This window comes from Streptomyces sp. VNUA24 (genome assembly GCF_029167005.1).
In the GTDB taxonomy this organism is placed as follows: domain Bacteria; phylum Actinomycetota; class Actinomycetes; order Streptomycetales; family Streptomycetaceae; genus Streptomyces; species Streptomyces scabiei.
This window is the reverse complement of record NZ_CP119143.1, coordinates 443,054-463,903: the sequence shown is the minus strand read 5'-3', so window position 1 is coordinate 463,903 and position 20,850 is coordinate 443,054. Positions and strand designations below refer to the sequence as shown.

Below are 20,850 nucleotides of genomic sequence, written 5' to 3'. Positions count from 1 at the left end.
AGTCCATGGAGTACACGCAGCTCGGACGCACGGGTCTCAAGGTCAGCCGGCTGGTCCTCGGTACGATGAACTTCGGTCCGCAGACGTACGAAGCGGACAGTCACGTGATCATGGACGCCGCGCTGGACGCGGGCATCAACTTCTTCGACACGGCGAACGTGTACGGCTGGGGTGACGACAAGGGCCGTACCGAGAGCATCATCGGCAACTGGTTCGCGAAGGGCGGCGACCGCCGCGACAAGGTGGTCCTCGCCACCAAGGTGTACGGCAACATGGGCACGGAGGACGCTGCCTGGCCCAACCACGACAAGCTGTCCGCGCTGAACATCCGGCGGGCCGTGGACACCAGCCTCAAGCGGCTGCGGACGGACCACATCGATCTCTACCAGTTCCACCACGTCGACCGGGACACCCCCTTCGACGAGATCTGGCAGGCCGTCGACGTCCTCGTCCAGCAGGGGAAGATCCTCTACGCGGGCTCGTCCAACTTCCCGGGCTACAAGATCGCTCAGGCCAACGAGACCGCCGCCCGCCGCGGCGGCACCATAGGTCTGGTGAGCGAGCAGTGCCTCTACAACCTCTACGAGCGCCGCGCCGAGATGGAGGTCATCCCGGCCGCCCAGGAGTACGGGCTCGGGGTCATCCCCTGGTCACCGCTGCACGGCGGTGCGCTCGGCGGCGTGCTGAAGAAGATGGTCGAGGGCGGCCGGCGCAGCGAGGGGCGCGACGCGGGTGCCATGTCGGGCCCCGAGGTCCGCGCGAAGATCCAGGCGTACGAGGACCTGCTCGACAAGCACGGCCTGGAGCCCGGCGAGGCCGCCCTGGCCTGGCTCCTCACCCGCCCCGGCGTCACGGGCCCGATCGTCGGCCCTCGTACGGCCGAGCAGCTCGCATCCGCTGTGCGTGCCGTCGAGTTGGAACTGAGCCAGGAGGTGCTGGACGGGCTGGACGAGATCTTCCCGGGACCGGGGCCCTCTCCGGAGGCCTTCGCCTGGTAGGTGTCGCGTCTGCGGTGTCGCGTCCGCGGTGACGCGGATCGCGGTCGCTCGCGGTCGCCGCCCCAGGGCCCCGTCACGGGCCCTGGGGACGGCCGCGCCCGCCCGGCTCGACCCCTGGGCATGGGGCAGGGGGCTACGCCGTGGCCACGGCCTGGATGGTGGTGCCCAAGGTGTCCGCCACGTCCTTCCAGTCGACGAGGGGCATCGTCAGGGGTGGCAGGAGCTTCAGCACATGCCCGGACCCCGAGGTCTCGGCGATGACGCCGGTGCGGAACAACGCCTCCCGGACCCGCTCGGCCGTCCCGGACGCGGGGAACCTCAGTCCGCTCATCGCACCCTTGCCGACGACTTCGGCCGTACCCACCGGGAGGGCGTCGGTGATGCTCGCCAGACTGGTGCGGATCGCGGCGCTCAGCTCGGCCACGTGATCGGTGAAGTGCGGGTCGGCCCAGTGGTCCAGCGCCGCCGAGCCCGCCACGAAGGCCAGGTTGTGGCCACGGAACGTGCCGTTGTGCTCGCCGGGAGCCCAACGGTCGAGCTCGCGCCGGATCGACAGGGCCGCCATCGGCAGCCCCATGCCACTGAGGGACTTCGACAGACAGACCAGGTCGGGACGGAGCCCGGGGGCGTCCTCGAAGCTGAAGAAGGTACCGGTGCGTCCGCAACCCGCCTGGATGTCGTCCACGATGACCAACGTGCCGCTCGTGTCCGCGAGTTCGCGGAGCCGGGCCAGCCACTCACGGGGAGCGGTGTGCAGCCCGCCCTCTCCCTGGACCGTCTCCAGGAGGACCGCGGCGGGCGGGGGTGCCGTCGCACCGGGGCCGAGGGCGTCTTCGAGGGCGGCGAACGGATCGGGCTCGGCCGCGTCGCCGTACGGCAGGATCGTGACGTCGGTCAGGGGTACGCCCGCCGCGCCGCGCAGCAGCGGGGAGGTGGTGGCGGCGAGGGCGCCGAGGGACGCGCCGTGGAAGCCTCCGGTGAAAGCGATCACCTCGGTGCGCCCGGTGACCTTGCGGGCCAGCTTCAGTGCGGCCTCGACGGCGAGGGTGCCGGCCGGTCCCGGGAACTGGACGACATGGTCGCCGAGGCCGCGCGGCTCCAGGACGAGGCGGGTGAACCGCTCCAGGAAGTCGGCCTTGGCCGTGGTGTGGAGATCCAGCGACTGCACAGGTCCGCCGGCCGTGAGGTAGGCGGTCACCCGGTCGACGATCTCGGGCGGGTTGTGGCCGTAGTTGAGCGAGCCGGCTCCGCACAGCAGGTCCACGTAGCGGCGTCCCGAGGTGTCCCACAGATGGTGTCCGGCGGCTCGTTCGAAGACCACCGGGAAGTCGCGGCAGTAGCTGCGTACGGTCGACTCGTGGCGCTCGAACACCGCGAGGGGTGCCCGGCCGGTCTCGGTCATGTCAGCACGTACCTTTCCTGTCAACGGTTCTCGTAACACGTCGCGGGCCGACGTCACTTGGGGTGTCACTTCGCCAGCACCGTGCCGTCACCGGGACGGTGGTCGCGGGAGCGACGCAGGTCGCTGAAGGCGAACGTCCGCTGGAGCCAGCGGTCACGGCCGTCGTAGCGCGGAGTGAACGCCGAACGGCCGTGCAGGGTGGTCCGGTTGTCGACGAGGGCGAGGTCGCCGGGGCGCAGCAGCACCCCGGTGTACGTGCGGTGCGCCACCTCGGCCAGTTCGGCGAGGGCGGCCCGGCCCTCGGGGGTCACCGCTTTGGTGGCGGCCTCGTCGAAGCACCAGTCGGGGTCGTCCGGGTCGCCGGTGAGCACGGCGTGCGCGGTGCCCTCACCGGCCGGCCCGAACGAGGGCGGGGCCTCGGTGACGTACTCGGGCCTGCCGAGCGCCTCCCGGGAGCGGGGCGTCAGCAGCGGCAGGACACGCCGGGCACAGCTGGTGCGCAGTTCGGCCGTGCCCTCGTGGTCCAGGCGCAGGCACAGCAGCATGACGTGGTCGGGGCGGTGGGGGTGGAAGGCGTTCTCGGTGTGGAAGGTGAGTTCGACCGAGCCGACGTTGCCCTGGACCGTCTCCTGACCCGGCACCGGCACGACGTCCTGGACGAGGGCGCCGGACTTCTCCGCCGCGAACGCGGCCGGGTCGCCGAGCCCGGCCGCGAACAGCAGCAGGGTCGCCGCGGGCAGGGAGGGGGCGTGCTGCACCGACCCCCTCACCATCGGGGTCCGCGGCAGGTGCGCGGCACCGATGGGGAGCCTCCGCAGGACCAGGGCGCCGTCGGGGCCCGAGTGCCTGCGGAACTCCCGCACGGTGCGCCGTATCTCGGCGGGGACGTCCTCCCAGGCGTGCCGGGCGAGGGCCACCCAGGCCGGGTCGTCGACCCGGTCGCCCGCCCGGTCCAGCAGTTCCGCCGCCACATGCCCGAGCCGGGCCAGGGTGCGGCCGCCGTACCGCACCGTGCCGTCGGCGCTCGCCGGAGCGTACGGTGCCTGCGTCACGTCGACGCTGCTCACGTGCGTGTTCCCTTTCGTCCGTCGTGTCCGCGTCACTCGCCCATGGCCCGGACGAGGCTCTGGGGGCGCAGGTCGGTCCACTCGCGTTCGACGTACTCCAGGCAGGCGGTGCGGCTGTCCGGGCCGAAGACGGTGTTCCAGCCCTCGGGCACGGCGGTGAAGTCGGGCCACAGCGAGTGCTGGCCCTCGTCGTTGGTCAGAACCCGGTAGATGCCGTCGGGGTTCTCGAAGGGGTTGGTCATGACGGTAGATGTTCCTTCGGTCGATGAGTCGATGGGTCGGCGGGGAAGGGGTGCTGTGGAGGAGCCAGGGGGAGGGAGGGTGGGCGGGGCGGATGCCCTGGCCCGGGGGCGCTGTCCGTCCCTCCGTGCCTCCGCCGCTCCGTGCTTCCGTGCTTCCGTGCCGACAGGCCGTCACCGGCCGGTCGGCACGGTGCGTCTCACTTCGCGACGAACTCCCAGTAGCGGGAGATCGCGGTCTCGTCGATGTCCGGGATCGCGACCGCCAGGTCGCGCAGCCGTTGCAGCGTCCTGCCGTTCTCGAACCGCAGGGCGGGCTGCCGCGGGTCCGGAGCCGTCCTGACGTGCTCTTCGAGAGAGGCCTGGTAGGGCAGGATCGGCAGGTCCTGTCCCCGTTCGCTCGCGCTGCGCAGGCACCGCAGCCACACGGCGAGCGGGACCTCTTCGGACGTCGTCCCGTGCATCCGGTCGTACACCCTCATGAAGGCACCGGCTCCGACCCTGCGCGGGTGGTGGAGGTGGTGGACTCGCGCGATTCCGTTCCCGTTCCCGTTCCCGGTTTCGGTCGCGGCCCCGGCCAGGACCAGCTCCACGACGGCGTGGGCCAGGACATCGACCGGGAGGAGCGCTTCCTCCGCCTCGGGGCCTCCCGGATGGCAGCCGAGCGCGGCGCTGCTGGTGAGCAGGCGGGAGAACATGTCGTCCTGGCTGACGGCACCGGTGGAGGTGTGCGCCCAGATACGGCCGAGCCGGTGGACGGCTCCGGTGGCCCCCCGCTCGAAGGCCCGCTCCACCAGCCGGTCCGCGACCCATTTGCTCGCCGCGTACCCGCTCCCGAACGAATGTTTCTCACCCTCGGTCGGTGAGGTCTCGGTGACCAGCCGGGATTCCCGGCCCGGCCCGAAGACACCGAGGGTGGACAGGTGGTGGAACGCCTTCGGCCGTCCCTCGGCCGCCAGACGCAGCAGGGTGCGGGTGCCCTCCACGTTGGCCGACTTCAGCCGCGTGTACGGCGACAGATGATGCACGTGCGCACCGCTGTGCACGATCGTGTCGACCCGCTCGCCCAGCTCCGCCCACCGCCCGGGGGCGAGGCCGAGGTCCACGTCCGCCAGATCCCCCCGGACGACGTTCAGCCGAGGGTCGTCCGGCGTGAGCCCGAGGGCGATGCCGTAGCGCCGCACGGCCCTGGTCAGCCGCTCGGCCGCCTCGGCGTCGGTCCGCCCACGGACCAGGCAGTGCACCCGCGCGGATGTCCGGTGCAGCAACTCGGCCAGGAGGAAGGCTCCGACGAACCCCGTGGCCCCGGTCAGCAGGATCTCTTGGGGACCACCGGCATACGGCCCGGTGTGCGGGGCGCCGGACGGGCCGGCGGTGGAGGGGGCGCGGGTGAAGCGCAGGGCGGGGCTCAGCTCGGCCTCCGCGTCCGGCACCCACGACGCGGCCTGCGGACCGCTCTCCGCGAGGCGACGGGCCAGCCCCGCCGGGGTCGGTGCTTCGAGAAGCGTCGACAGGGTGAAGCGGACACCCAGCGCCTCACCGATCCGGCCGGCCAGACGGACGGCGAGCAGGGAGTGACCGCCCAGCGCGAAGAAGTCGTCGTCGGCGGAGACCTCGGGCACGTCCAGCACCTCGGCGAACAGCGCGCACAGCCGGACCTCGACGGGAGTGCGGGGTGTCCTGCCGGTGCCGGCGACGGCATCCGGCGGGGCGGGAAGCGACCTGCGGTCGAGCTTGCCGTTGGTGTTCAGCGGGATCTCGTCGACCTCGACGAGGGCGGACGGTACGAGATGGGCGGGCAGTGTGGCGGCGAGCCGGGTCCGCAGTGCGTCGAGGTCGAGAGCGACGGGCCCCGCCGGACGGGCGGTTCCCGCGGCGTGGGGGAGCGGGGGACGATCGCCCCGCCCGGACTCTGCCCCGTGTCGCCGGCGAGGCACGACGTAGGCGACCAACCGTCGGTCTCCCGGGCGGTCCTCGCGGGCGATCACCGCCGCTCGGGCGACATCGTCGAGCGCCGTCAGCGCGGCCTCGATCTCGCCGGGCTCGATCCGGTAGCCGCGGATCTTGACCTGTTCGTCGACGCGTCCGGCGTACTCCAGCACCCCGGCCCTGTTCCAGCGGGCCCGGTCGCCGACCCGGTACATCCGGGTGCCCGGCGGGCCGTACGGGTCGGCGACGAACCGCCCGGCGCTCTGTCCGGGCCGCCCGGAGTACCCGCGGGCCAGTCCGGCGCCCGCGAGATACAGCTCGCCCCACACCCCGTCGGGGACGGGCTGGAGATGCTCGTCGAGCACGTACACCCGTGCGTTGCCGAGGGGGCGGCCGATGGGCACCGGGCCCGCGTCGAGGGTGTCGCCCGGTTCGAGCCGGTGGACGACACAGCCGACGGTCGCCTCGGTCGGTCCGTACTCGTTGATCACCACGGCCTCGGGGTGCCTCTCGCGCCAGGCCCGCAACGCCGTGCCGTCGAGTGCCTCCCCGCCGATGACCAGGTTCCGGGCGTCGCTGACCTGGTCGGGCAGCGACTCCAGGAGCCGCAGATGGCTCGGGGTGACCTTGAGCAGGTCGGGGGTCGGGGTGTTCTCGTCCAGTTCGGCGAACCGCACCCGCCCGCCTGTCACCAGCGGGGTGAACAGGGTGGTCACCGGCATGTCGAAGGCGAGGGAGGTGTGCACCAGGGACTCGCCCGACGCGGCCGGGTACATCGCCACGGCCTCGCTCAAGTAGGCGGCCAGCGAACCGTGCTCGACGACCACTCCCTTCGGACGGCCCGTCGATCCGGAGGTGTAGATCAGGTAGGCGGCCTGGTGGGGGTGGACCGGCAGGCCCAGGTCTCTGTCGGGGAGATGGTCGGGGACGGCCGGGAGGCTCTCCTGGTCCAGCACGATCCGGGCGCCCGCGTCGGCGACCAGTGCGTCGATGCGCGCCCGGGGGTTGGCCGGGTCGATCGGCAGATAGGCCGCCCCGGACTTAAGGACCGCGAGCAGCGCCACGAGCACGTCCGGGCGGCGCGGGAGCACCACGGCGACGACGGTCTCCGGTCCGGCGCCGAGTGTGACCAGGTGCCGGGCGAGCCGGTTGGCGCGCCGGTTCACCTCGTCGTACGTCAGCCGCGTAGGGCCCCCGATGACGGCCACCGCGTCCGGGGTGCGCGCCACCTGGGCCTCGAACATCTCCGGCAGCGACATCCTCGGCAGCGGCCGCCCGGTGTCGTTGCGCCGGACCAGGACGTCCGTGTGCTCGGCGGGGGTGAGCAGGGGCAGGGCGTGCACGGGACGCGCCGGGTCGGCGGTGACCGCTTCCAGCAGCCGCAGCCAGCGGGTGGCGACGCTCTCGGCGGTGGCCCGGTCGAACAGGTCCGAGGCGTACTCGACCGATCCGGACCAGCCGCCCTCGCCGTTCTCCACCAGCGTCAGCGACAGGTCGAACTTGGCGTGGTCGCCGGGCGCGTCCCCGACGGTCACCGCGAGCCCGGGGAGCGTGGGTGGGGCGGGTTGCTGATTGACCGTCAGCATCACCTGGAACAGGGGGTGCCGGGAGCGTGAGCGCTCCGGGTTGAGGACCTCGACCAGCTGCTCGAACGGCACGTCGGTGTGGTCGTAGGCGGCCACGTCCACCGCGCGCACCCGGTCGAGCAGTTCCTCGAACGTGGGGTCGCCGGAGGTGTCGGCGCGCAGCACCAGGGTGTTGGCGAACAGCCCGACGAGGTCTTCGAGTGCGGTGTCCGGGCGGCCCTCGACCGGGGTGCCGATCACGATGTCGTCGCCGGCGCCCAGTCGGTGCAGCAGGGTGACGAGCGTGGCGTGCAGCACCATGAAGGCGCTGGCGCCCCGGTTCCGGCCGAGCGCGTCGACCCGCTCGCGCAGCGCGGCCGGCACCGCGAAGGGCACCGTGCCACCGCGGTGGGACGCGACGGCGGGCCGGGCCCGGTCGGTGGGTAGCTCGATCTGGTCGGGGATCCCGGCCAGCTCCTTCGTCCAGAAGTCGAGCCGCCGGGCGGGAAGTTCCCGCTCCCACAGGGCGTAGTCGGCGTACTGGAGAGGCAGCGGGGCCCAGTCGGGGGCCCGGCCGCTGAGGCGGGCGGCGTAGGCCGTGGAGAGGTCGCCGGCGAGCGTCCGCATGGACGAACCGTCGCCGGCGATGTGGTGCAGGAGCAGCAGCAGGACGTGCTCCCGCTCCCCGTCGGTGAACAGCGTCGCACGGACGGGGAGTTGGTGTTCCAGGGAGAACGGCGTCCGCGCGGCCTCCGCCACTCCCGCGTCGAACTCGGCCCGGTCGCAGGACCGGACGGCGAACTGCGGCGCCGTGCCGACGACGACCTGGTGCGGGCCCTCCGGACCCTCCGCGATCACCGTGCGCAGCACCTCGTGCCGCCGCACCAAGTCGCCGAAGGCGTCCCGCAGCGCGTCCTGGTCGAGCGGGCCGGTCATCCGCAGGACGACCGGGATGGTGTACGTCTGCGAGGGGCCGTCGAGCCGGTCGAGGAACCACATCCGCCGCTGCGCCGCCGACAGCGGAACCCGCTCGGGGCGTTCGCGCCGCACCGGCCCGGGCCGGGCGGACCCGGCACCCGAGGCCGTGACCAGCGCGGTGATCCCGGCGACCGTGGAGTGCTCGAAGACGTCCCGGAGGGACAGCTCCGCGCCGAACAGGGTCCGGATCCGGTTGACGAGGCGGGCGACCAGCAGGGAGTGGCCGCCGAGGCGGAAGAAGTCGTCGTCCGCCCCGGCCTCGGGGACGCCCAGGACCTCGGCGAAGACCTCCGCGATCTGCCGCTCGACGCCCTCGGCCGCGGGCGTGCGCGGCACACCGGCGGTGAGGTCGGGTGCGGGCAGCGCCTTGCGGGCGATCTTGCCGTTGGCGGTCAGCGGCAGGGTCTCCAGCACGACGAACGCGGCGGGGACCATGTAGTCGGGCAGGGCCCGCGCGGCCGCGGCGCGCAGGGCGGGCGGGTCCGCCGGGCGGTCCGGCTCCGGCACCACGTACGCGACGAGGCGCCTGTCGCCGGGGGTGTCCTCGCGGACGACCACGGCGGTGGCGTCGATGCCCGGCTGGGCCGTGAGGACGGCCTCCAGCTCGCCCAGTTCGATACGGAAGCCGCGGATCTTCACCTGGTCGTCCACGCGGCTGACGAACTCCAGCCGTCCGGACGCCGTCCAGCGGGCCAGGTCGCCGGTCCGGTACATCCGGGAGCCGGGCGGGCCGAAGGGGCTGGCGACGAAGCGTCCCGCGGTCAGGCCGGGGCGGCCGTGGTAGCCGCGGGTGACGAGGTCGCCCGCGACGTACAGCTCCCCGGCGGTGCCGACGGGCGCCGGGCGCAGGAGCGCGTCCAGCACGTACATCCGGGTGTTCCAGGCGGGGGTGCCGATGGTGACGACGCCGGGCGGCACGGGATCGCCGGGTTCGATACGGAACAGACTGCAGCCGACGGTGGTCTCGGTCGGGCCGTACTCGTTGAGGACGGTCACCCCGGGGTGGCGGGCGCGCCAGGCGTCCAGTACGTCGCCGAGCAGCGACTCGCCGCCGAGGACGAGCTGTCCGCCCGGCGAGTACTCCTCGGGCACCACGCCCAGCAGGTGCAGATGGCTGGGGGTGGCCTTGACGAAGTCGGGCCGGGTGACGGCCGCGTCCGGGTCCGGGCCGCTCGCGCTCCAGCGGACCAGTTCCACGGTGCCGCCGGAGACGAGCGGGCCGAACATGCCGGTGGCGGTGAGGTCGAAGGAGACCGGCGAGTGCACCAGGACGCGTCGGCGCAGACTCTCGTACACGTCGGTCGCCCAGGCCAGGTAGGCGACGAGTGAGCGGTGTTCGACGACGACCGCCTTGGGCCGCCCGGTGGACCCGGAGGTGAAGATGACGAACGCGGCGTGTTCGGGACGTCGGACCACACCTGTCAGCGGGCCGGAGGGCCGTTCCGCGATCCCGGGGTCGTCCGTCGGTACGACCGGGATGTCCGTCAACGAGACGACGACGTCGGTGAGTTCGGCCGTGGTCACCACGGCGGCCGGCGCGATGTCCGCCAGCATGAACGCGAGCCGGTCGGCCGGGTGGGCCGGGTCGAGCGGCAGATAGCCGGCGCCGGTCTTCAGGGCCGCCAGCAGGACCACCGGGATGTCCTCGGAGACCGGCATCAGGACGGCGACGTAACGCTCCGGACCGGCCCCCAGGTCGATCAGCCGGCGGGCCAACCGGTTCGCGCGGGCGTCGAGTTCGGCGTACGACAGGGTCGTCGCGCCGAACACGACCGCGGGTGCGTCCGGGGTGCGGGCCGCCTGGGCCTCGATCAGGTCGGTGAGCGTCCGCTCGGGCACCTCGTGGGCGGTGCTGTTCCACTCGGTGAGCAGCAGCCGCCGCTCGTCCGCGTCCACGACGTCGAACTCCCGCACCGGGCGCCCGGGTTCGGCGGTCATGGCGGTGAGCAGGCGGGTGAACCGCTCGGCGATACGGGCGGCCGAGTCGCGGTCGAACAGGTCGGTGGCGAACTCCAGCAGTCCGTCCACCCCGCCCTCGGGCCGCTCGGCCAGGAAGAACGACAGGTCGAACTTGGCCGCGGGAGACGCGACCGGCAGCACGCGTGCCGTGAGGCCGGGCAGGTCGACGGCGAGGTCGAGGGCCGCCTGCTGGTCGGCGTTGGCGAAGTTCAGGCCGGTCTGGAACAACGGGTGCCGTGCGGTGGAGCGCGCCGGATTGACCGCCTCCACGACCCGCTCGAACGGCACGTCCTGGTGGGCGTAGGCGGCCAGGTCGGCGGCCCTCACCCGGCGCAGCACCTCGGTGAAGGCGGGATCGCCGGTCAGGTCGATGCGCAGCACGAGGTTGTTGGCGAAGAAGCCGACCAGGGGAGTGAGGGCCTCGTCGGTGCGGTTCACGACCGGAGAACCGATCACGATGTCGTCGCCCGCGCCGAGCCGGTGCAGCAGGGTGACCAGGGCGGCGTGCACGACCATGAAGACGGTCGTGTGGTGCTCGCGGGCGAGCCCGGCCAGCGCCTCGTGGACCGCGGGTTCGACCGTGAAGGGCACGGTGTCGCCGCGATGGGTGGGGACGGCGGGCCGGGGCCGGTCGAAGGGCAGCTCCATCTGCTCGGGCAGCCCGGCGAGCGTGGTGCGCCAGTGGTCGAGCTGACGGGAGAGGACGCTGTCCGGGTCGTCGGCCGTCCCCAGCGCCTGCCGCTGCCATGCCGCGAAGTCGGCGTACTGCACGGGCAGTCGGCTCCACTCGGGCTCCTCGTCCCGGGTGCGTGCCGCGTAGGCGGTGGCGAGGTCGCGGGCGAGCGGGGCCATCGAGGCGCCGTCGCCCGCGATGTGGTGCAGGACGAGGAGGAGCACGTGCTCACCCGCGCCGAGAGTGAACAGGGTCGCGCGCAGCGGGGGTTCGGCGGTGAGGTCGAACGGGGTGCGGACGGCGTCGGCGATACGCGCGTCGAGCTCCTCCTCGGTGGCGCGGACGACGGCCGGCGACGGCCCGGACGACAGGACGACCTGGTGAGGTCCCTCCCCGTCCTCGGCGAAGACCGTACGCAGGGGCTCGTGCCGCTGAGCCAGATCGCCCAGGGCGGTGGTGAGGGCGGCCACGTCCAGATCGCCGCTCAGCCGCAGCGCGACCGGCAGGTTGTAGGTCGGTGACGGCCCCTCGAAATGGTGCAGGAACCACAGCCTTTCCTGCGCGTACGACAGCGGCAGGCGCCCCTCGCGCGGCTGGGCCGTGACACCGGAGCGGCGCGCGCCGCCCCCGGTGAGCCGGGACGCGAGCCTGGCCACCGTGGTCGCCTCGAACAGGACCGACAGGTCGAGGTCGGTGTCGAGGGCGGCGCGGATGCGGCTCGCCAGCCGGGTCACCAGCAGGGAGTGGCCGCCGAGCGCGAAGAAGTCGTCGTCGATCGAGACCTCGGGGACGCGGAGCACCTCGGCGTACAGCCCGCACAGGATCTCCTCCTGCGGGGTGCGCGGGCCGCGCCGGGCCGCGTGCGCGAGGTCGGGTGCGGGCAGCGCCCTGCGGTCGAGCTTGCCGTTCGGGGTGAGCGGCAGCACGTCCAGGACGACGATCCGGGCCGGGACCATGTACTCGGGCAGCCGGGCGGCGAGCCGGTCGCGCAGGTCCTCCACGTCGACCGGGGCCGCGGGGACCACGTAGCCGACGAGCCACTGCCCGTGCACGGCGGCGGCCGCCCGGGCGACGGCCGGATGATCGGCCATGGCGTCCTCGATCTCGCCGAGCTCGACACGGAACCCGCGCAGCTTGACCTGGTCGTCGGCGCGCCCGAGGTACTCCAGTGCGCCGTCCGCCGTCCAGCGCGCCACGTCCCCGGTGCGGTACATCCGGGACCCGGGCGGGCCGTAGGGGCTCGCGACGAACCGCCCGGCGGTCAGGCCGGGCCGGTCGAGGTAGCCGCGGGCCAGCTGCACACCCTCGACGTACAGCTCGCCGGGCGCGCCGGGGGCGACCGGGGCCAGCGCGGCGTCGAGGACGTACGCGCGGGTGTTGGCGACGGGCGGGCCGATCAGCACGGTCTCGGTGTCCGCCGGCGCGGCCCAGGCGGTGACGTCGACGGCGGCCTCGGTCGGCCCGTAGGCGTTCAGCAGCACGGCGCCGGAATCCTCGTGGAAGCGGCGGACCAGCTCGGCCGGCAGGGCCTCGTCGCCCGAGACCACCAGACGGACCGAGTTCGGCAGCCGGGTCTCGGCCAGATAGGCGCCGAGCATGGAGGCGCTGAGGTGGACGACCGCGACGGACTCCTCACGCATCAGCCGCTCCAGGTAGAGCGGGTCGCGGTGGCCGTCGGGCCGGGCCACGACCAGCGTGCCGCCGTACATGAGGGTCCAGAAGACCTCCCACACCGACACGTCGAAGCTGACCGGGGTGGACTGCAGCACCCGCTCGCCCGGGACGAGTCGGTGGTCGCGCTGCATCCACCACAGCCGGTTCGCCATGCCCGCGTACGTGTTGACCGTGCCCTTGGGACGGCCGGTGGAGCCCGAGGTGTAGATGACGTACGCCGCGTTGTCGCCGTGGGCCGCAACCCCCGGGTTCTCCTCGGGCCCCTCGACATCGGGGGCGATCCGCTCGAAGCCGTCCGCGTCCCGGTCGGAGACCAGCAGGCGGGCGCCGGAGTCGGCGAGGATGTACGCGATCCGGTCGGCCGGGTAGCCGGTGTCGATCGGCACGTACGCGGCGCCCGACTTGAGCACCGCCCACAGGGCCACCATCAGGTCGACCGAGCGCGGCAGCATCACGGCGACCCGTGACTCCGGTCCGACACCCCGCGCGCGCAGGGCATGGGCGAGCCGGTTCACCCGGGCGTTGAACTCCCCGTACGTGACGCTCTCGCCCTCGCACCGGACGGCCTCGGCGGCCGGGGTGCGCAGGGCGTGCGCCTCCAGCAGCGCGACCGCCGCGCCCTCGCCGTCGAACCGGACGGCGGTGTCGTTCCAGCCGTGCAGCACCAGGGCACGGTCCTCGGCGCCGAGGACGTCCACCTCGGACAGCCGCTGCGCCGGATCGGCGGTGACGTGCTCCAGGACGCGCACGAACCGGGTCGCGAAACTCTCGGCGGTACGGCGGTCGAACAGGTCGGTGGCGTACTCCAGACGGCACAACAGGCCGCCGCCCTCGTGCACATGGCAGTCGAAGTGCACGTCGAACTTGGCGGTGCCGCTGGTGACCGGCCCGGGGTCGGCGATGACGCCGGGCAGGTCGAACCGGGCCTCGGTGAGGTCCAGCCAGGCCAGCATGACCTGGAAGAAGGCATGGCGGGAGCGGGAGCGCTCCGGGTTCAGCTCCTCCACCAGGCGTTCGAAGGGGACGCCCTGGTGGGCGTAGGCGGCCAGTCCCGTCTCGCGGACGCGGACCAGCAGCTCCTCGAAGCTCGGGTCGCCGGAGGTGTCCATGCGGTAGACGAGGGTGTTGATGAACACGCCGACCACGTCGTCGAGGACCGAGTCGGGCCGGTCGGCGATCACACCGCCGAGCGGGATGTCCTCGCCCGCGCCGAGCCGGGTCAGCAGCAGCGACACGGCCGCCTGGAGGACCATGAACGGGGTCGTGCGGGTGCGGCCGGCCAGCTCCAGCATCCGCCGGTACAGCTCCGGCGCGACGGGGAACTCGACGTGGTCGCCGCGGTGGGTGGCCACCGCCGGGCGGGGCCGGTCCCGGGGGAAGGTGACCTCGGGCGGGAGCCCGTCCAGGTGCTGCTTCCAGTACGCGATCTGGCGGGGCAGGTCGGCGGCGAGCGTCTCGCGCTGCCAGATCGCGAAGTCCGGGTACTGGACGGTCAGTTCGGGGAACCCGGCTGCCGTGTCGCCGGTCCGGGCGCGGTAGCCGGCGGTGATGTCCTCGGCGAGGGGGCGCAGCGAGGCACCGTCCGCCGCGATGTGGTGCACGACCAGCAGCAGGACGTGCGCGTCGGGCCCGGTCTCGTACAGCGTCGTCCGCAGCGGCACGTCGCTCGTCAGGTCGAAGGGGCGGGCCGCGTCGGCGGCGAGGTCGGGTGCCGAGTCCTGGACGAACGCGGTGGCGTAGGGCGTCTCGGCCGGCAGGACGACCTGGTGGGGGCCGTCGGCGTCCTCCGGGTAGACCGTGCGCAGCGCCTCGTGCCGGGCTACGAGACCGGCCAGCGCGCCGGTGAGCGCGTCCCTGTCGAGGGCACCGGTCAGCCGGATCGCGAGGGGGATGTTGTACGTACCGGAGGAGCCCTGGAGGCGCTGCAGGAACCACATGCGTTCCTGCGCGAACGACAGCGGTACACGGCCGGGCCGCTCCTCGGCGGTGATGCGCTTGGCCTGCGGGGCGAGGCCGGTCAGCCGTGCGGCGACACCGGCGACGGTCGGGGCGGCGAACAGGTCGCGCAGCGACAGGTCGACACCGAACTCGTCGCGGACCCGGTGGGCCATCCGGATCATCAGGATGGAGGTGCCGCCGAGTGCGAAGAACTCGTCGTCGACGCCGACCCGTTCGACACCGAGGACCTCGGCGACGATGGCGCAGAGGGACGCCTCCTCGGGCGAGCGGGGTTCTCCGCCGCCACCTGCCGATGCCACTGACGTGGCGCCCGTGTCCGTTGGTGCGGCGCCCATGACGAGCAGCCGGTCCGCCTCGCCCACCTCGATCAACTCACCTGCCGGGGCGTCGAGTTCGGTGGCCGCGATGTCGATCAGGTCGGTGAGGAGGTCGGCGAGGCGGGGGACGGCCGTCGGGGCGAAGGCTCCGGTGAGGAAGGAGAACCGCAGCCGCAGCCGGTCGCCGGGGAAGACGGACAGGGTGACCGGGTAGTGGGTGCGCTCGACGAGGTGGGCGTGGGCGAGGCGCAGGCCGCCGGCCTCGATGCCGTCGTCCATAGGGTAGTTCTCGAAGGCGACCACCGTGTCGAACAGTGTGTCGAAGCCGGAGGCGCGGATCAGCTCCGCCAGGGAGGCGTGCTGGTGGGCGTGGAGGGACCGCTGCTCCTGCTGGAGCCGGGCCAGCAGTGCGGCGAGCGTCTCGTCCCGGTCGATCCGGACCCGGACCGGCAGGGTGTTGACGAACAGCCCGAGCATCGACTCGGCGCCGGGCAGCTCGGGCGGGCGCCCGGAGACGGTCGTACCGAACACGACGTCGTCCCGGCCGGTGAAGGCGCTCAGCAGCAGCCCCCACAGGCCCTGGACGACGGTGCTGAGGGTGAGCCGGTGTGCGCGGGCCGTCGAGGTCAGGGCGTCGGTGAGCGCCTCGGACAGCACCAGCTCGTGGACGTCGTGGCCCTCGGCGGTGCGATCGGCGCGGGCGAGCAGGGTGGGTGCCGTCAGGCCGGCGAGCCGCTCGCGCCACACCGCGGCCGAGGACGCGTGGTCCTGCCGGTCGAGCCAGGCAAGGTGGTCGCGGTAGGGGGCGGCCGGGGGCAGGTCGGTGCCACCGTACAGGGTGAACAGTTCACGCACGAGCAGTGGAAGGGACCAGCCGTCCAGCAGCAGGTGGTGGTGGGTCAGGACCAGCCGGCGGTCGCCGAGGGCGGTGAACCGCAACAGGGGCGGCCGCACGACGCTGAAACCGCGGGCGCGGTCACGGGCGAGGAACCCCTCCAGGTCGTCCTCGTCGCGCTCCTCCCAGGGGACCTTCACGTCTGCGGGGACGACCTGCACGGGGGCGCCCTGCGAGCGGCTGCGGAACGCGGACCGCAGCGTGGGGTGGCGGTGCAGCAGGGCGGTGGCGGCGGCCCGCATCCGAGCGGGGTCGAAGGCGGTGTCCGTCTCCAGGACGAGCTGGCCGACGTAGGGGTCGTCGGGTTCGTACAGGGCGAGGAAGAGCAGGCCCTCCTGGAGCGGGGAGAGCGGCAGGACGTCCGTGGCGCCGCGGAACCTGTCGAGTTCCTCCTGGGTGATGCGGACCAGGGGCACGTCGGAGACGGTCAGCCCGCCCCGGGTGTGTGGGGCGAGTTCGGCCAGGGCCCTCGTCCATGCCTCGGCGAGGGCGTGGACCTCGGTCTCGGTGAGGACGCCCGAGGGGTAGGTCCACTCGGCGGTCAGCTCGCCGTCGCGGACGTACGCGTCGATCTGGAGGGCGTGGGTGAGCGCGAGGTCGTCGTCTGCCAGCAGTTCCACGGCGGCCCCGCCGTCGGCGAGACGCCAGCCGCCGAGGTCGGTCGCGTCCAGCCGGCCCAGGTAGTTGAAGGAGATCTGCGGCGCCGGCAGTCCGGTGAGCCGGTCGCGCAGCAGGTCGTGGCCCCGCCCGCCGTGCGGGATCGCGCGCAGTTCCTCCTTGGTGCGTTTGATCAGACGGGCGTCTGCCTCGGTGCCGGGGCCCAGGCGCACCGGGTGGATACGGGTGAACCAGCCGACGGTGGTGGACAGGTCCGTCCCGTCGGGGAGGTGGTCGCGACCGTGACCTTCGAGGTCGACCAGGACCGGTCCCTCGCCCCGGTGGCGTTGTACGGCCGCCGAGAGCGCGGCGAGCAGGATGTCGTCCGGGGTGGCGCGATAGGCGGCGGGCAGGGCGCCCAGCACGGTGGCGGTGAGATCCGCCGGGACGGTGACGGTGACCGAGCCGGCGGTGCCGTGGACGTCCTGTGCGGGGTCGAGGGGGCGGGCGCCGAGCAAGGGTTCCCGGGCCGACAACAGGTCGGTCCACAGCGGGAGTTCGTCGACGGGAGCGGCGAGGTGTGCGGCCCAGCGGCGCAGGGAGGTGCCGGGCACGGACAGCTCGGCGCCGGCGAGCGCCTCGGCGAGATCGGTCAGCAGGATGCGCCAGGACACGCCGTCGACGACCAGGTGATGGAGGACGAGCAGCAGCCGGCCGGACGCGAACCACACCGCCCGGACCATCACACCGTCCTCCGGCGACAGCGCGCGCCGGGCGGCCTCCCGCCGGGCGGCCACGTCCTCGTCCCCGGCCCTGCTCAGGCAGTCCTCGGCCCGTACGGCACCCACCGGCAGGACGTGCCGGCCGTGGGTGCGCAGGGCGTCGTGACGGTCGAGCACCCGCTGCAGGGCCGCCGTCAGCCGGTCGTAGGACAGGCCGGGTTCGGTGGCCAGCAGGAGGGACTGGGCGTAGCCGCGTGTGGAGCCGCCGCGTCCGGCGAGGCGGCGGGCCATGGGGGTCTCGGGAAGCTCGCCGACCGGGTCGTCCTCGGCGAGCGGGGCCGAGAGGGCCGTCGACGCCGTCTCGGCGACGGTGGCCAGGCGTGCGACGGTCGGGTGGTCGAAGACGTCCTGCGGGGTCAGACGGAGGCCCTGGCGGCGAGCGCGGCCGACCAGCTGGATGGCGTGGATACTGTCCGCGCCGAGCGCGAACAGGTCGTCGTCCACGCCCAGTTCGGGCCGGCGGAGCAGTGCGGCGGCAAGGGTGTGCAGGGTGCGCTCGGCAGGTGTCGAGGGGGCGCGTCCGCTGGACGGGCGGGCTGGGGCGGGCAGGGCACGGCGGTCGACCTTGCCGTGCGGAGTGACCGGGATCGACGGCAGCACGAAGACGCTCACCGGCACTATGGGGGCCGGCAGTCGGCGTGCGAGATGGCTGCGGGGGTCGCCCTCCGGGGCGCCCGTGACGTAGCCGACGAGCTGCCGGGCGCCCGCCGTGGAGTCGTGGACGAGGACGACCGCCTGGGTCACGCCGGGCACCGACGCGAGAACGGCCTCCACCTCGGCGGGCTCCACCCGCTGCCCGTTGATCTTGACCTGGTCGTCGGCGCGCCCGGCGAACTCCAGAGCGCCGTCGGCCCGGCGTCGCACGAGGTCGCCGGTGCGGTACATACGGCCGCCGGCCTCGGGGCCGTAGGGGTCGGCGACGAACCGTTCGGCGGTGGCACCGGGCCGGTCGAGGTAGCCGCGCGCGAGCTGGACGCCCGCGAGGTACAGCTCGCCCGTGACACCGTCCGGTACCGGCCGCAGGGCCGGATCGAGCACATACGCACGGGAGTTGTGGGTGGGTACGCCGATGGTGACGGGCTCGCCGGGCGTGCAGGCGTGGGAGGTCGCGGTCACCGAGAACTCGGTGGGGCCGTAGGAGTTGTGCAACCGGGCGCCGCACTCGCGGTGGAAGCGGTCGGCGAGCCCGGCCGGCAGCGCCTCGCCGCCGCAGCTGACCATGCGCAGGGAGGGCGTGGGCACGTACTCGTCGAGGAAGGGGCCGAGCATGGCCGGGACGAAGTGGATGACCGTGACCTGCTCCTCGCGGACCAGCCGGGCCAGATAGGCCGGATCGCGGTGCCCGTCGGGGCGGGCGACCACGAGGGTCGCGCCACGCGTGAGGGTCCAGAACACCTCCCACACCGACACGTCGAACCCGACCGGAGTCTTGTGCACGACCCGGTCCGCCGGGGTGAGCCGGTACTCGTCCTGCATCCACGCGAGCATGTTGGCGATGCCGGCATGGGTGACCACGGTGCCCTTGGGGCGGCCGGTGGTGCCCGAGGTGTGGATGACGTACGCGGCGCCGTCCCCCCGCGGGACGACGCCGGGGTCGGTGTCGTTCTCGCTCTCGATCTCGCTCTCGCCGAGGGAGCGCATGCTGTCCTCGTCGAGCACGAGCGCGGCGCGGGAGTCGGCGATCAGGTACGCGATCCGGTCGTCCGGGTAGCCGGTGTCGACGGGTACGTAAGCGGCGCCGGTCTTCAGCACCGCCCACAGCGCGACGATCAGGTCGAGCGAGCGCGGCAGCTTCACCGCGACCCGCGACTCCGGTCCCACGCCCTTGGCGCGCAGCGCGTGGGCCAGGCGGTTCACGCGGGCGTCGAGTTCGCCGTACGTGAGCCGCTCCCCCTCGAAGACGACGGCCTCGGCGGCCGGGTCCTGGGCCTCGAAGAGTTCCACCAGGGAACGCGGGTCCGTCGTACGGGAGGTGTCGTTGCGGGCGTGGAAGCGCTCCCGCTCCGCGTCGTCGAGCAGGTCGAGGGCGCCGAGGGGCAGGTCGGGGTGCTCGGTGGCGGCGGCGAGGAGGCGGGTGTAGCGGTCGCGGTGGGCGGCGGCGGTCCCGGGGGTGAAGCGGCCGGGGTGGGCGTTGACGGTCAGCTCGATGCCGTCGTCGGCGCCCGGGTCGCCGAACGCGTGCAGGGCGAGGTCCCGGACGGGGCCGGAGGCGAGCTGGTGGGCCGTCGCCTCGGTGGGGCCGCAGGGCAGGTGGGCGGAGGCGAAGGAGAGGACGTTCACCGACGGGCCGCTCAGCGTGCCCGGGTGGGCCGTCGCCGCGAGGTCGCGGCGGAGTTCGTCGTGCGGGTAGCGCTGGTGGCGGGTGGCCTCGGCGAGGCGGGTGGCGACGCGTTCCAGGAGTGCGGTGAAGGTGGTGGAGCCGTCGAGGTGGATCCGCAGAGGGACGTCGTTGACGAGCATGGCGGGCGTGGCCAGCGCCCGCGGACTGAGCCGGGCGGCCATGAACACCCGGACGACCACGTCGTGGGCGCCGGTGACGCGGTGGGTGTGGGCGACCATGGCGGCGATCACCGGCAGGGACCAGCGGGACCTGCCCAGCTCGCGCACCCGTGCGGCGGTGGCCTCGTCCACATGGCCGGTCGCGGAGGGCAGGCTGGGCGCGAGTCCGGTGGCGCCGGAGGCGAGCGCGGGGGCAGTCTCGTCGGAGCCGGAGCCGGAGCCGGAGCCGGAGCCGGAGCCGGAGCCGGAGCCGGAGCCGGAGCCGGAGCCGGAGCCGGAGCCGGAGCCGGAGCCGGAGCCGGAGCCGGAACCCGACCCGTCGGAGCCGGAGTCCGACCCGTCGGAGTGGGAGCCGGAGCCGGTGACCGTGGCGCCGAGCTCGGTGGATACCGGCAGGTCGGCGAACTCCCGTTGCCAGTAGGCCCCGTCGCGTTCCCTGCGGGCGGATCCGAGGTAGGCGTCCTCCTCGTCCAGCACCTCGCGCAGGGTGCCGAAGCCGCTCGGCGACGGCTGTTCGCCCGCCGCCAGTGCCGTGTAGACCTCCAGCAGCCGACGGCAGTGCAGGACCTGTCCGTAGCCGTCGAGGAGGATGTGGTGGTAGCGGAAGTGCAGCCAGTACCGGTCGGGGCCGAGTCGCAGCAGGGTGTGCCGGAACAGCCGTTCGCCGGTGACCGGCACCGGCGTGGCGAGGTCGGTGCCGGTCCAGGCGCGGGCGGCGGCCTCCGGGTCGGCCGCGCCCCCGAAGTCGAGGTACGCCAACTCTCCCTGGACGGACGGGTCCACGGTCTGGCGGACCGTCTCCCCGTCCTCGTGGAAGCGGACCCTCAACGCCTCGGTCTCGTCCACGGTCCGCGCCACGGCCCGGGCCAGCAGGGCGCGATCCACGGGACCGGGCACGTCGTAGTAGACACCGCAGGTGTACAGGGGGCTGTCGGGGGCCAGACGCTGGGCGACCCACACCCCGTGCTGGGCCGCCGTCAGGGGCAGGGAAGAGGTCATCGTCAGACCTGCTTCTCGCTCGTGCCCGCCGACGCCGCCGGCTGCCCGCCCACCAGCTCGGACAGGGCCGCGCTGAGCGCGTCGACGGTGGGGTGGTCCCAGGTCAGCGCGTCGTCGACGGTGACCTCGAACTCGTCCTCGATGTCGGCCGTGATGGCCAGCGCCGTGAGGGAGTCCAGGCCGTACTCGGCCAGCGGCAGGGACGTGTCGATGTCCTGCGGCGAACGACGCAGGTACGTCGCCACACGCGCGGTCAGCCAGGTGTGCACGTCACGGTTGCCAGCGGTCATGAGAGGGATCTCTTTCTGGGCAGGTGGG

Annotated in this window: 6 protein-coding genes; 1 reads left to right on the top strand and 5 read right to left on the bottom strand. The window is 73.4% G+C overall.

Annotation, left to right across the window (positions count from 1 at the left end):
- Positions 1 to 5: 5 nt before the first annotated feature.
- A complete protein-coding gene (locus tag PYR72_RS01850; protein WP_275453507.1) occupies positions 6 to 998 on the top strand; it encodes an aldo/keto reductase in 993 nt (330 codons plus the stop codon).
- A gap of 133 nt (positions 999 to 1,131) precedes the next feature.
- On the opposite strand, the gene PYR72_RS01845 is transcribed toward PYR72_RS01850, so the two are convergent.
- The 5 genes from PYR72_RS01845 to PYR72_RS01825 all read right to left on the bottom strand — a co-directional run bounded on the left by PYR72_RS01845 (position 1,132) and on the right by PYR72_RS01825 (position 20,822).
- Positions 1,132 to 2,400: a diaminobutyrate--2-oxoglutarate transaminase gene (locus PYR72_RS01845; RefSeq protein ID WP_275453506.1), complete on the bottom strand. Its 1,269-nt coding sequence runs from the start codon at positions 2,398 to 2,400 to the stop codon at positions 1,132 to 1,134.
- A 65-nt stretch (positions 2,401 to 2,465) separates the two neighbouring features.
- Positions 2,466 to 3,467 carry a TauD/TfdA family dioxygenase gene (locus tag PYR72_RS01840; protein ID WP_275453505.1) on the bottom strand — a complete coding sequence of 334 codons (1,002 nt, stop codon included), beginning with the start codon at positions 3,465 to 3,467 and terminating at the stop codon, positions 2,466 to 2,468.
- 32 nt (positions 3,468 to 3,499) lie between these two features.
- Complete coding sequence (locus PYR72_RS01835) at positions 3,500 to 3,709, bottom strand: MbtH family protein (protein ID WP_275453504.1); 210 nt, start codon at positions 3,707 to 3,709, stop codon at positions 3,500 to 3,502.
- A 197-nt stretch (positions 3,710 to 3,906) separates the two neighbouring features.
- Positions 3,907 to 20,532, bottom strand: a complete 16,626-nt coding sequence (locus PYR72_RS01830) for a non-ribosomal peptide synthetase (RefSeq protein WP_275453503.1) — start codon at positions 20,530 to 20,532, stop codon at positions 3,907 to 3,909.
- Positions 20,533 to 20,534: 2 nt separating this feature from the next.
- Positions 20,535 to 20,822, bottom strand: coding sequence for an acyl carrier protein (locus PYR72_RS01825; protein ID WP_275453502.1), 288 nt, complete (start codon positions 20,820 to 20,822; stop codon positions 20,535 to 20,537).
- Between the last annotated feature and the right edge of the window lie 28 nt (positions 20,823 to 20,850).